Origin of the sequence: Sphingomonas sp. AAP5 (genome assembly GCF_004354345.1) — a bacterium.
GTDB lineage: Bacteria > Pseudomonadota > Alphaproteobacteria > Sphingomonadales > Sphingomonadaceae > Sphingomonas > Sphingomonas glacialis.
This window is the reverse complement of record NZ_CP037913.1, coordinates 2,788,715-2,802,218: the sequence shown is the minus strand read 5'-3', so window position 1 is coordinate 2,802,218 and position 13,504 is coordinate 2,788,715. Positions and strand designations below refer to the sequence as shown.

At 61.2% G+C, this 13,504-nt stretch carries 10 protein-coding genes; 2 read left to right on the top strand and 8 right to left on the bottom strand.

Going from position 1 to position 13,504, the window contains the following annotated elements; all coding sequences use genetic code 11:
• Positions 1–196: 196 nt before the first annotated feature.
• The gene (locus E2E30_RS12990; RefSeq protein ID WP_133190446.1) at positions 197–694 is read left to right on the top strand and encodes a MucR family transcriptional regulator; all 498 of its coding nucleotides are present in this window, start codon (positions 197–199) and stop codon (positions 692–694) included.
• 159 nt (positions 695–853) lie between these two features.
• On the opposite strand, the gene E2E30_RS12985 is transcribed toward E2E30_RS12990, so the two are convergent.
• Genes E2E30_RS12985 through E2E30_RS12955 form a run of 7 tightly spaced genes read right to left on the bottom strand, consistent with a single transcriptional unit; the run spans position 854 to position 10,996 of the window.
• Positions 854–2,533, bottom strand: coding sequence for an AMP-binding protein (locus E2E30_RS12985; RefSeq protein ID WP_133190444.1), 1,680 nt, complete (start codon positions 2,531–2,533; stop codon positions 854–856).
• Positions 2,530–3,951 (bottom strand): MFS transporter, encoded by a 1,422-nt coding sequence (locus E2E30_RS12980; protein ID WP_240698926.1) that lies wholly within the window; start codon positions 3,949–3,951, stop codon positions 2,530–2,532. Before E2E30_RS12980 ends, E2E30_RS12985 begins: the two co-directional genes overlap by 4 nt.
• Positions 3,948–4,337 carry a hypothetical protein gene (locus E2E30_RS12975; RefSeq protein ID WP_133190442.1) on the bottom strand — a complete coding sequence of 130 codons (390 nt, stop codon included), beginning with the start codon at positions 4,335–4,337 and terminating at the stop codon, positions 3,948–3,950. The genes E2E30_RS12980 and E2E30_RS12975 overlap by 4 nt, the downstream gene beginning before the upstream one ends.
• 9 nt (positions 4,338–4,346) lie before the next feature.
• Positions 4,347–5,810, bottom strand: a complete 1,464-nt coding sequence (locus E2E30_RS12970) for an aldehyde dehydrogenase family protein (RefSeq protein WP_133190440.1) — start codon at positions 5,808–5,810, stop codon at positions 4,347–4,349.
• Between the two features lie 22 nt (positions 5,811–5,832).
• Entirely contained in the window at positions 5,833–6,630 is a 798-nt protein-coding gene (locus E2E30_RS12965) for an SDR family oxidoreductase (RefSeq protein ID WP_133190438.1), read from the bottom strand.
• Positions 6,627–8,453, bottom strand: coding sequence for a flavin-containing monooxygenase (locus tag E2E30_RS12960; protein ID WP_165954516.1), 1,827 nt, complete (start codon positions 8,451–8,453; stop codon positions 6,627–6,629). The genes E2E30_RS12965 and E2E30_RS12960 overlap by 4 nt, the downstream gene beginning before the upstream one ends.
• An 8-nt stretch (positions 8,454–8,461) precedes the next feature.
• Positions 8,462–10,996: a TonB-dependent receptor gene (locus E2E30_RS12955; protein ID WP_133190436.1), complete on the bottom strand. Its 2,535-nt coding sequence runs from the start codon at positions 10,994–10,996 to the stop codon at positions 8,462–8,464.
• Between the two features lie 123 nt (positions 10,997–11,119).
• Between E2E30_RS12955 and E2E30_RS12950 the strand changes: the two genes are divergently transcribed.
• Positions 11,120–11,779 carry a TetR/AcrR family transcriptional regulator gene (locus tag E2E30_RS12950; RefSeq protein ID WP_335925471.1) on the top strand — a complete coding sequence of 220 codons (660 nt, stop codon included), beginning with the start codon at positions 11,120–11,122 and terminating at the stop codon, positions 11,777–11,779.
• Between the two features lie 537 nt (positions 11,780–12,316).
• On the opposite strand, the gene E2E30_RS12945 is transcribed toward E2E30_RS12950, so the two are convergent.
• Entirely contained in the window at positions 12,317–13,120 is an 804-nt protein-coding gene (locus E2E30_RS12945; protein ID WP_133190432.1) for a S1/P1 nuclease, read from the bottom strand.
• Between the last annotated feature and the right edge of the window lie 384 nt (positions 13,121–13,504).

Genomic DNA, 13,504 nt, shown 5'->3' with positions numbered 1-13,504 from the left:
CAGGTTTCGGGCGGCGCCTCGCAGTCTCTGAGCGGCCGAAAGTGGGTCCAAGCCGCCGCAAAGCTGCCGTTCAGCAGGCGACCAATAATTACCGTTCAACCGCGAGCCTGTCCTTTGTTACTCTTTCGGCGCGCCTGTGATGTTCAGCGTGAGTTTACGAAGCCCATGCTATCTGCGCGCTCGGAAGGAATTCTCATTGACTGACGAAACTACAAACACCGTTGAACTGGCTACCGAATTGACGATGGCATGGCTATCGAACCCAAACACGCGCGCGTCTGCGGAAGAGGTTCCGGCATTTCTCAAGTTGATGCATGACGCAGTGATCGGGCTCTCGACTGCGCCAGTCGAAGCTCCCGCCGAGGAAGCTACTCCTGAGTTCACCGGAGCGGTCACCGTGCGGAAGTCGCTGGCAAATCCCGATGTCATTATCTCGATGATCGACGGGAAGCCCTACAAGACGCTGACGCGACATCTCTCCACCCATGGTCTGACGCCTTCTGAATATCGCGAGCGCTATGGTCTGAAAGCCGATTATCCGATGACTGCGCCGAGCTACTCGGCAATGCGTCGTGAGATGGCGAAGAAGATCGGCCTCGGCCGCAAGCCAGGACAGAAGGCTCCGGTGAAGGACGAGGCTGCCGCATCGGTACCTAAGCGTGGTCGGCCTGCCAAGGTGGCCGAGCCTGCTTGAAGCGACAAGCGGCGAGCGTGCTGGTCATGTTCGCCGCAGTTTAATTCACCTCCGGGAAGCGGTATCGGAAGCTATCCTGCGGAAAAGCTACGTGCAGAAATCGCGTAGGGGTCAAATTGGCACCGGCGATGGCACGGCTTTACAGGTCGCCGAGCCTCGTTAACGCCCCGAAGCTTCTGAGTTTCCAATGTCACCGCGCAACGCCACACGAAGAATTTTGCCGACCGCCGATTTTGGAAGCTCAGCGCGCGCTACAAATTCTCGAGGAACTTTGTAGGCTGCAAGGGAGGCTCGACAATGCCGATCCAGTTCTGCGATGGAAGGAGGAGGGTTACGCAAGACGACGAACGCCTTCACAGATTCACCGGTGCGATCGTCCGGCACGCCAATTACTGCTGCCTCCGCTACACCGGGGTGGCTGGTCAACACAGCCTCGACCTCATTTGGATAAACGTTGAATCCCGACACAAGCACCATGTCCTTGGTACGGTCGCGGAGCACGAGCATACCGGATGCATCAAACGCGGCGACATCGCCAGTTCGCAACCATCCGCCGTCAAAGCTTTTTGAAAATTCCGCTTCGCCACCATGATAGCCTGCCGCTACCTGTGCCCCGCGGACGAGCAATTCGCCGGACTCGCCCATCGGCACTTCGCAACCTTGCTTGTCGACGATCCGGATATCCGTTCCGGGGACGGGTAGCCCGATTGATCCGCTGCGGCGCGCGGCGGTCGGAGGATTGCAGCTGACGATGCCGGTTGTTTCAGTTAGGCCGTAGCCCTCGAGTATCGGCCCAACGAGCTTTTCCCATTCAGCCGCGACGGATGGGCGGAGCGCAGCGCCACCAGCTATTGCAAATCGAAGACGCGGCGGCGTTTCGCGGAACCAAGGTTCTGCCAGCAGACCGGCGTAAAGCGTGTCGACGCCGGCCATCCAGTCGATCTTGAACATCTTAAACGCTGGCTGAAGGTTCGCAACTGGACGCGCAAGCGGCACGATCACATTTTGCGTGCCTGCTTCGACATAGACCAGCATGCCGAACAGGAAAGCGAAGATGTGGTAGAGCGGGAGCGCGGTCAACGCGGTTCCTTGCTCAATGGGGGCGCCAAACCCATCAAAAAAGTCGCGTATGATTACGGCAGTCGCTAGCAGATTTGCCGCTGTAATTACCGCACCCTTGCTACGCCCGGTCGTGCCTCCGGTGTATTGGTAGAGGGCGACAGTGCTTCGCCGTCCAGATGGTATTTCTTTCGACGCCAGGGCCGTGACCAATGCATGGCGCCCTTGCTTACCGTCCAGGGACTCACCCGTGGAACCATTTCCGAAAGGTGCGGAGGTTCGATTGAGAAACGGAGCACCATCGGCGAGGACGACTGCCAGCCCAAGCAGATTGCCCTTCAGGTTATCGGCCATGGTCCCTTCCGTCACGATTACCTTGGCCCCGCTGTCGCGGATCTTATGGATCGTCTCGTCCGCGGTATAGAACGGGTTAACCGGGGTGACGATCAACCCTGCTTTCCAGGCGCCGAAAACGACGATCGGAAATGCAAGGCCATTGGGGAGTTTGACTGCAACCACGTCGCCAGCCGACAGGTGAAGCACCGACTCGAGATAGCCTGCAAATGCGTCGGACAACCGGACAGCTTCGACGAAACTTAGGCTTTCAGTCGTGCCATCGAGATGTGCGACCGTGAAGGCAGGCAGCGCGCCGAAGCGCTCTGCCGCAAGCGTAAGGATATCTGCGGGATGATCGGGTCCAGGCGTGAGGTCAAACTGATAGTTGCGCAGGTGCGTAGGATACAAATTCTCCCACAGACGAGGCGGGCCGGCGTCGGTCATGCGATACTGACTCCGTCGTCTACAGGTTCTTGCACACGAAGGTCGCCGCGCACCAATTGCAAAACAATCAATCCGGCAACCAACAACCCCGAAATTGGTAGTAGTCCGGCGCGCTGGGATCCAGTTGTCGCGGTAGCTACTTGGACCAACAGCGGGCCGAGCCACATCGTCGCGGTCCCTGCGATGACAAAAAGTCCAAAGAAGATGCCGACCTTATGGGCTGGTACGACGCGCGTAAGCATCGTGCGGCTTGAGGCATAAGCAGCTGTGACCGTGACCGCGCCGAGCGTTCCGCATGCGAGCAAGCCGAGTTCGGGCGCGGTACGGAACATCGGCCCACTCCAGATTGGAGCATGCGTTAAGGTCTCGAACGGTTGATAGAATAGGAGCGATTTAGTGTTGCCCAACGAGAGCAGCTGAGACGCTACCACGCCGCAAATTTCCGCCGTTAGGGCGCGCTTCGGACCAATTGTCTGATCGAGCCAGCCGGCAAGCAGGCCTCCGCCGACCGCGAAGACGCAGAGGATCATGCCGTAAGCAAGGAGCTCGAGCGTGTGCCAACCCATGGCACCGGCTGCATAGACGCCCGTGAAGATAAGGATCCCCGTCAGTCCGTCGGTGAAGAGCATCCTGGCGCCAAGGTAGACGAGCGCGTCTCGGTGGCCACGCGCTTCGAGGACAAGGGCTTTCAGGTCGGCGAGGCCGAGTCGGATCGCCGCGCCGAGGCGCACGCCGTTGCTCCCGACGTCGGGGACAAACGCCATCAGCGGAAGGGTTCCGAGCACGAGAGCGAGTGCGGCGAGGACGGGCACAATTCGGTCCTGCTGATGCGTGGCGACGTCGAGGCCGAACAGTGGAGCTGCGGGAACGAAGCCCCAGGCGACCTTTCCCGGCAGCGCGAACCCCCAGAGGACGAAGGCCAGCATTGCGACCGACACGAAGTTGCCGAACGCGAGCGCGAGGCCGGACGCCGACCCGGCACGACGCATCCCGGCGGCGGGGAGGAGCAATGCGTTGTGCAACGTTTCTGTGTAGGCAAAGAAAACCGATAGTGCCGCGAGCATCGCGATGATGGTGCCGACCCCAAGACCCACCCCGCCGGGCTTGGCCCACCACAGCGCCGCCATGAGGGGTGCCATCAGTGCAACCGTGGCAGCGAGCCATGGCTTGCGGGGACCCATTCGGTCGACCATGGCGCCAAGAAGCGGGGCGGTCAGGGCAACGATCCATCCTGCATACTTCGCGCCACCAGCGACAAGTGCCTGACCATGCACCGGGTCTGCGACTACGCTCGTGACGAGATAAGGCACAAACACGTAGATCGTGACCAGAATGACGAAAGGGTCCCGCCCGCCCTGGAACAGCGCCCAGCACCATGCGGCGCGGCCAAGTCGTGTTGGGGATGTCGTGATGGTCAATTCTCGCTGTCAGGTGAGGTAAGCCAGGCGAGTGCCGAGGCTTCGTCTGAGAACAGACGTTGGTTGGGAATGGCGATCCGCTCGACCTGCCGCTTGAAAAGCGCGCTCGACACCAAGGTCGCTAGGCGTCTGGGCAGCAGCCCATCGCGGTCCATGCTCGCTTTGTAGTCGGCCACGGCGTCCTGTGACTGCGCAGAGAGATCGCGCGCGTCGACGAACGCCAGCACGTCGCCTCGCCGGCACCCGGCCGCCAGCATGCCGGATACCGCAGACAATACGGCCTTCTTATATGCTTCGACCGTGTCGAGCGTCCAATGACCCCGCATCGTCACGCGCAGAAGGTTGCGCGCCGCGTCGGTGTTGATGTCGAAATGCTCGCCTTCCATGGCCTCACCTCACGTTCCGGAGAGGACGGCCTGTACCAGCCCCGCAGCCTTGGCATAAGGCGCATAGAACACGTCGATCAGATCGCCTGCGCCGCGCACGACCACGCCGCGCGGGTTGGAAAATTCCCGGAAACCTTCAATGCCGTGGTGCCGCCCCATTCCGCTCATTCCGGAGCCGCCGAATCCCATCGAAGGCAGCGCGCTCTGGATTGCACAGGTGTTGACCGCTGCGCCGCCGGAATGCGTCGCAGCGAGCACGTGTTCGGTCAGTGCCGCGTCGTCACCGAACACATAGAGCCCGAGCGGCCGCTCGCCCGCGTTAATCGCCTCGAGCGCGTCGTCTAGATCGTCGTACGGGACGACCGGTAGGATAGGGCCGAAGATTTCTTCCTGCATGATCCTCAGGTTTTGCGAGGGAGCGATCGCGAGCGACATCGGCATGCGCCGAGTCTCGCGGTCGATCCGGCCGTCTTCCTCGAGTGTCACAATGCGGCATTGGGAGGCGCGGGCCTCCTCGAGCATGTCCTCGATTCGCTGGAGGTGCCGCGTCGATATCATACCGGTGCATTCCTCCCCACGCGAATAGTTCGGAGCGGCCCGTGCCATGAAGCTTTGGGCATGGGCGACGAACGTGTCGAGGTCGCCCCGAGGCACCAGCGCGTAGTCGACAGAGACGCACATCTGCCCGCTTTTAATAAGCTTGGTGCCAATCACGGACTCGACGTTCGTCTCGGTGACGGAATTAGGCGTCATGATGGCGGGGCATTTGCCCCCAAGTTCGAGGGTAACTGGCGTCAAGTTCGCCGCCGCCGCCTGCATCACCTGCCGTCCCACTCCCGGGCTGCCGGTGTAGAGCAGATGGTCCCACGGCATCGAGGAGAAAGCGCGCGCGAGTTCGAGTCCGCCGACGGCAACGGTGACCAGATCCGGGTCGAATGTGCACGCGACCATCTCCGCGAGCAGATCAGCGCATGCCGGCGTGTACTCTGAGGGTTTGATGATGACGCGGTTGCCGGCTGCCAGCATGTCGACCATCGGCCCCACCGAGAGGTCGAACGGAAAGTTCCAAGGCACGATGTTTCCGATGACACCCTTAGGCTGGTATTCGATATGGGCCCTGGCTGTCCCGAGCATCGCTGGATCGGTATGGCGCGGGCTGGGCGCCATCCACTCCTCGAGATGCTCAAGGACGTGTTGCGCGCGGCCCACGACGCCGAGCACTTCGATGAGGTCGGAGGCCGGCACAGGATGGGCGCCGAAGTCCTGCGCGACCGCGGCCGAGATGCGCTCGCGATTGGCTAGCATCATGCCGATCAGCGCGCCGAGGCGTTCCCGCCGCGCTTCAATTGACGGACGGCGGTCCGTCGCGAAGGCGGCGCGCTGCGCGGCGAAAGCCGTTCCGAGGGCAGCGATCGTTCGGACGTCGCGGGTGGCCGTAGGCACGCTCGTTGCTGGGGTCTCGAGTATCGACATTGTGGTCCTCGCTTCTGATCGGTCAGCCGGCTGCAGTCATGGCGGCGAGCAACGCGGTCCGCTCCTCGCGTACCGCCTCGGGTTCCGCAACGACTCGCAGGTGGAAGTCGCGAAGCTCCTCGGGGATGTACCAGTGAACCCGGTCGGTTCCGTACGCCTCCCACACAGTCTCCGCGACTTCGCGCGGCTCAACAAGGCGCCACATCCCCTCACTTGGCGCCATCTGGCGCATGCCATCGGACAGCAAAGGCGTATCAATTAGTCCGGGCAGCAGATCGGCTGCGCGAACGCCGTAGCGCTTGAGCTCGATCGACAGCGCTTCGGTGAGTCCGCGCACGGCATGCTTGGTCGCGGAGTATACGGGAATGCCGGCGGTTCCGAAGATTGCAGAAGAGGAAGAGGTTGTCAGGCACAGCGAATCCGGCGTGTTTTTTAGCAGCGGGACGCCGGCGCGAACGCCGAGCATCACCCCAATGAAGTTGATGTTGACGATGCGCATCACATCGTCCCACGATTGCTCGTCGAGCAGGCCGCTGGCTCCGATTCCGGCATTGTTGAAGAGAAGATCGAGCGTTCCGCCGGTCGCGGTCGCAAACAGGTTCATCGCCGCCGTCCAAGCCGAGGCGTCTGTGACATCAAGGACATTGAACGACCCGTTCGCGTCGCCGATTTGCTCGCGCAGTGTTTCGAGACCGTCGTGATTGACGTCGTATGCGCCGACGAACCAACCCTTCTCGGCAAACAGCCGGGCGGTCTCGCGCCCCATGCCCGAGGCGGCGCCGGTGATGAAGATAGACTTGCGCCCATTGGAACTGCTCACGCCTGCTTCTCCGTTCCGCGCGCATGCACGCCGTCGAGCTCCATACCCGCAAGATCGCCCTGTTCGCGCCATTCACGAAGCAGGTTGACGAACACGACTGGACCCGCGCCAAAGACCGAGCTGCGGGCCGCCGCATCCGACGCGCGGCCCTCATTGTTGTAATAGCCGGGGGTGCACGCCTCGATGAATTTGCGGCGCGATTCCGCCAGTTGAACAATGGTCTCGACCCAGGCGCCCTCCGCCTCCGCGGTTGGTTCGACCGTTGAAATTTTGCGCTTCATGCATTCCTCGACGATATGAGCCAAGTGCAGCGTCTGCTCGCTCAGCATGTGAGGGAAGTTCGGTGACATGCCCGACTGCGCCTGGCTAATTACGAAGCAGTTCGGAAAGCCGCGCGTGTGCATGCCGTGCAGCGTTGAAAGCCCGTCGGCCCACTTGTCGGTAAGCGAAAGACCGCCGACTCCTCGGATCTCCATTCCCGAGCGTTTCGCGTAACTGCCTGCGACCTCGAAGCCCGTGGCGTAGATTAGGCAGTCAAGTGGATACTCCTGCCCGGCGACGACTAGCCCATCGGGCGTCACTCGCTCGACGCCGCGGCCGGCGGTGTCGACGAGCGTGACGTTGTCGCGGTTGAAGACTTGAAGGTATTCGTCATGGAAGCATGGTCGCTTGCAGTAGAGGCTGAACCAGGGCTTCAGCGCCTCCGCGGTTGTAGGGTCGGCGACGATCGCGCCGATCCGGTCACGAATCTGCGCCATCTTCTCGAAGTCGGCCTGTTCGAGCAGCGCGCCGGGATCCAGACCCTGCGGGTTGTTGCCGAGCTTCTCCCGCACGGCGCGTGCCAGCACGGTCCAGCCGTCGTGCACCTTGTCCTCCGGCGGAAGCTGCGCCGTAAATTGCGCGGTGAAGTTCTCCATCCGCTCGCGTTGCCAGCCCGGTTTAAGACTTTCGGCCCAGGCGGGATTCGTCGGGGCGTTGTCGCGCGCGTCGACCGACGACGGCGTGCGCTGGAAGACGTAGAGGTTGCCGGCGGCGGCGGCGAGCGGCGGCACGCACTGGATAGCGGTCGCCCCCGTTCCGATAATCCCGACCCGCTTGCCCGCGAGGCGATTCATCGTTTCGGTCGCGCTCCCGCCGGTGTAGTCATAATCCCAGCGGCTGGTGTGGAAGCTGTGCCCCGCGAAGGTCTCGATCCCCGGGATCTCCGGCAGCTTCGGCCGGTTTAGCGGACCTGTGGTAAGCACCACGAAACGCGCGCGCACTCGGTCGCCGCGATCGGTCACGACGGTCCACCGCGCGGCATCACCGTCCCAGTCGAGCGAGGTCACCTGCGTCGAAAATAGCGCCTTGGGGTAAAGATCGAACTTCTGCGCGATGCGGACGCAGTGCTCGCGGATCTCGGGCGCCTTGGAGTAGCGCTGGACCGGCATATAGCCGGTCTCCTCGAGCAGCGGAAAGTAGATGTAGGACTCGATGTCGCAGGCGGCGCCGGGGTAACGGTTCCAGTACCACGTTCCTCCAAAATCGCTTCCGGCCTCGGCAATGCGGATGTTTTGGACGCCAGCCTGCCCCAGGCGGGCGGCCGTCATTAGCCCGCCAAAGCCCCCGCCCACTACGAACACATCCACGTCCTCGTGGACGGGTTCACGCGGAGGAGCGGTGCCGTACGGGTCGTCCAGCATGCGGCTGAACCCCCCGGTCGGGTCGCGATAGCGGCGTTCCGCCGGATAGCTCGCGACCCGGCGGTCGCGTTCGATCCGGTACCGTTCACGCAAGGCTTCGATGTCGAGCGCAGGCGCCTGGTTGGCAGTGTTCTCGGGCATGGTCTTCCTCAAAAGCGCTTGGTCAGCGTAACGCCGTAGGTGCGCGGGTCGTTGACGTAGCCGCTGTAGCTCCCATCCTGCGCGACGGTCGGAAACGCCCCGATCAGTGTGTTGTTCTCGGTGAGGTTGCGGACCCAGAGCAGCACGTCGACCTTGGCCGATGCGCTGGTGAAGCCGAGGCTCGCGTTTACGTTGTTAAGACCGTAGGTGTTCAACTCCGGCGGCGTGGTCTCCGTCAGCTGCACCTTACTGGCATAGTCGTACTCGCCGCGCAGGAACGCGCTGATGTCCGTGGTGAGGGAGTGCGACAGCGTCGCCGAGGTGGAGAAGCTCCATTTCGAAATCCCGGCGGGGCGGACGCCTGACAGGTCGCGGAAAAGAGGTCGCTGCCCCGTCAGCGGATTGAGCGGGCAGCGCACTGTGTCGTAATTTACGCACGGGGCCCGTAGGAACGAGTCGTATTTCGGATCGAGGTACGTCACGCTTCCGGTGACGGCGAACCACGGGATTGGTTTGTAGGCCGCATCGGCCTCAAAGCCCCGCACCGACTCTTTGCCGGCGTTGACCAAGCTGTAGCCGGTTCCAGTATAGGCGTTCGACTGGAAGCCCTTAATGTCCTGCTTGAACACTGCGAGATTGAAGAAACCGCCGTGGAATGCCGCTTTGAGGCCCGCCTCATAGAGGGTAACGTTCTCCGGATCGGCGGTCCGGCCGATACCATTTGCATCGGGCGCCCGCGCATCGGTCGAAAGGTTGAAGGCGCCTGCCTTCCAGCCAGTCGAATAGCTGACATAGGCGTTCAGGAAGCCGAAGTCATATGCTGCGCGACCAAGATAGGTAACCTTGTCGCCCTTAAGGACGCCTGACTCGTTGGCATTAGGGTAGTTGACCGGACCGTGTGTCGGCGCGTTCCCGTAAAAAAATTGCAGCGCGCCGAGCGCTCCAAAGGAGTTTGCTTTTATTCCAGGAACACCGATGGCAGCGAGCGTCGCCAGTTCCGAAACGTTCTGTAAGTTGAGCCGTGAGAACGCGTCGGTAAGGACTACGTTTGACGTCGATGCTTTGCGATCGTTGAGGTAGGATACGCCGCCGGTGAGGGTGAGCCGGTCCGTGACCTTATAATCCGCCTGTCCAAAGATTGAATAGGAGTCTTGCTTCAGCGTGTACGGAGCTGTCACGGCTTGGCCGGCGGCAAAGTACGTCGAGCCCGGATGAATGTTCGGGTTGACCAAGCTCTGCAAATATTCGAGCGCGAACAGATTGGAATGACCGGGCACCGCCGCCGATGCGCCGCTCAGGGCGTCGGCAAAGGCGCGGATCTGGCTCCCAAAATTGATCGTGCTACGAGTGTCAAGGTTCTCGTGATCGTAGAACGCGCCGACCAGCCAAGTGAAGGGCCCCTTCCCTGTCGAAGCGATGCGAAACTCTTGCGTGAAGGTCTTGATGCGGGTTCGGTCGACGCGGTTCGATAAGTCCGCGCCGGTAAAGTCTACGTCCTGCGCGCCGCTGTCGAGCTGGTCGCGGTATGCGGAGATGGACGTGAACTTCGCAAAGCTTGTGTCATAATCGACCTGTCCGGACACGCCCTTGCCCACGATATGGTTCGTGGGGTCCTGGTTGAAGGCAATGTTGCGATCGAACTTGGTCGCGGGATTGCTGACCGTGGCGTAAAGACCGAACGGCGCGGGGGAGGCGAGGAACTGGGTCGCTGGACCGTTCAACAGCTGCACGGTGCCGCAACACCGTTCCGTGATCTCATTGTAGTCGCCAATAACCCGCACGGACAGGTCCGAACTGGGCTGCCACAGCACGTCGGCGCGGAGCGATCCGCGGTCGCGATTGTTCACATCCTGGCGGGTGACCACATTCTGGTAGAAGCCATCGCGTTCGTTTATTGTACCCGAAAGCCGCACCGCGACTGTTTTTGACAGGGGCCCGGTCGCCGTGGCCTTCGCGATCATCTGCCCATAGTTACCGACGGTCAGGTCTACGCGACCACCAAAGTCGAACTGGGGCCGCTTGGTAATGATGCTGATTGCGCCCGCCGAAACGTTCTTGCCGAACAGCGTCGACTGCGGACCGCGCAGGACCTCGATGCGCTCGATCTCCGGAAGGTCGTTCAGCGAAGCGGCGCTGCGTGAGCGATAGACCCCGTCGATGAAAACGCCGACCGACCCTTCGATGCCGAAGTTCCCGTTGCCGTTTCCGAACCCGCGAATGATGAAATTGGTCTGTCCGACCGCGTTGAATTGCGCGACCTTGAGCGATGGAACGACTGTCTGCAGGTCGATGAGGTCGCGTATCTGTGCGCGTTCGATTGTCTGCGCGCTGGTGACCGACACGGAGATCGGAACGTCCTGCAGCGTCTGCTCGCGCTTGGACGCCGTGACAATAATGTCGTCGGAAGAACCCGCGTCGGTACTGACGCCGCGGCCCTGTGTCCCTGCTGCAGTGACGGGTGCTCGTGGGTCTGCCTGTGCACATGCGGGGACGCTCACGACGAGGGCGATGAACGAGGCACCAAGTAAGTGGATGGTTTTCATATCTCTCTCCTGTTTGGCGCCCTCTCCACGTTCGCCAGAGATCGGCGGTCACTCTATTTCATACTCGAATACCTAGGACAAGCTAGATAATCAAATCGGCTTGCGGCGAACCTAGGTCGCGTTATTGACAGTCCGCGCCACGACCGGATCGCAGAGGATTTAAAGATCGCCAGTTCAGAGATCGCTGAGGGCAAACCACGCGCCAGGGGTCGAAAGTCCGCCAAAAAGCGGGACTCGATCATCCGCGCCGCCATTGAGATTATTAATGCCAAAAGCTTTGCGCTTGCGACGATGAGCGACATCGCCGCAAGCCTCGATCTGCGTGATGCGACCCTGTATTACTATTTCCCGAATAAGCAGGCACTCGTCTACGAATGCCACGTCCGCTCGCTTGAGCGCTTCGAACGGTTGATTCGCGAGTCCGATGCTTTCGAGGGCGATGGCATTGCAAAGATCAGGCATTTCGTCGCCGCGCTGGTCGAAGATTCCTACGTGAACGGTCCACAATTGTATTTCGGCGACTACTCCTATCTCGAGCCAATGCAGCGCGAGACCATAGCCACATGGGCCGAACGGCTGCGCGCAATGCTAGAGGGCGTCATCATCCGCGGAATTGATGATGGAAGCATCGTCGCGTGCGAGACGACCTTGGTCGTACAGCTCCTGCTCGGTATGCTAATATGGCTCGCCAAATGGGCGCCGGACGTGAAAGGCTTGACTGCGGCTCGGCTGATGGCCGCGATCGAGGCTTTTGGGTTCCACGGATTGGAGAGCCGGGTCTGACGGCGGCCGACCCTCATATGCTGTCGCGCAGCGCTTCACAGCGAGCGCGTCGGCGGTCGCGAGCCCACGTTTGAGCGTTAGCTAACTACGTCGATCTTTGGGTCTGGGCCTCCGGCCCTCACCAGCTGCCCAATCATTAAGTCAACTGTTGCGATCAACCGGACCCCGGCATGGCGATCGGCGCCGAAAGCGCGACCCCGCTTCGAGCCAGGCGAATGCCTGTATTTTTTTAAAAGTTTAGGTCATGAAGGGGTCCCGATCGGCGCCGATTGGGGCCCCTTTAAACACTATAATATCAAGCGATCGCAGTGGCTTTCCTGCCAAAAGAAGGGGTCCCGTTTCGACGCCTATCCACAGACTGAGCCGCTCGAAATCGTGAATTAACGACTGGTTTCGGAAAACGACGAAAAGCGCCTGAGCGGCCGAAAATGGGTCTTATCTCTGAGGAAACCGCCGCCTCAGCGGGACCAGGTCATCAACGAGGCGAGTACGGTCCGAATTAAGGAAGGACCGATCAAGCTCTGCGTCGACAAATGGCTAGCCGCGTTTGGCGGGGGCGAACAGCTGATTAAGGTACGCTGCCAGCCGGACACCGCCCTGTTCAAGCCTAAGCTCCATCTGGGCTTTGTGATCAAAGACATATCGATAGGACAGGTTGGTTTCGCCTGGGCTGGGGTAAATACGGTCGCGCAACGCCGCGCTCTCCGCCACCCAGACGGTGGGGTCGGTGGTCGACCAGGTCTTTAGATCCGCGGGCGTAATCCGGTCGCGCAACCAACTTGCCATTTCAGAGAAAGACAATTGCTCGTCATCGATGAGGCCAGAGTCCCATACTGCATGAAGGTTGGTCGGCTTGCCGTCGAACGTGACCTTCACCTCATTCCCACCCTTGTCAGTGCCGTTTCCGGCGTGAAGGGGTTGTTGCAGATCGCCAACGATGTGGACGATGAAGCGCAGTGCGAGCTGTTTGTCCGCCAAGTTAGCGTTGGGATCGCGCACCGTTGCCGAGAAACGCGCCAGTGCCGTCACGCCGTCGCCCTCGGGCGGGGCACTTGCTTCGACGTACATCTTGCCTTTGGGCACGGTGACGTAGTGCCAAGGCCCTGCGGTGTGCTGCCAGAAGTCGCTCGGATCGGACCGCATAAAGTCAGGCCAGTTGGATGCTTCGGCGAGCGTTTCGCTGCCAAGTATACGCTTTACGCCCACAGCAGCCCGAGGAGTAAGATACCTCTGGGCGATAGCGCCAACCACGCGGTGACCAGTTTTGCCCCAGGCAAAAGCTGGCGCGGGAGCAAGGGCAAGTGCGATGCCGGCGAGCGGCGCAAGAAGGCGGGTGATCATCACCGTCGCTATAGCGCAAAACATTGCAAGCGTATGGCATAGAGCAAATTCTAACGCAGAGGCCCCGATCCTTGCTATTGGCGTTGACCGTCCGCTAGCATTACCGGCTCCATCGCTGTTGCCGGTTTTGTCAGACCTGCCGAAGACGCTCGACCCTCTGTATGCCGAGGGCCACGTAACGCGCGCCGGTTTGAACTTGGCAACGATACCCGCTCCCAACCCAGCCGTTTCCGTCACAACGCCGTCGTCACGCCGATGAATGAGTGTCCATAGTTGGAGATGGGCAAAGCCGCCGCGAATGACCGCAACTGGGTCGTCGCTGCCGCAAAGCCGCCGGATCCCTGTCGCCCATAAGGCGGTCGTTCCAGGCCAACCTTTGCAGAC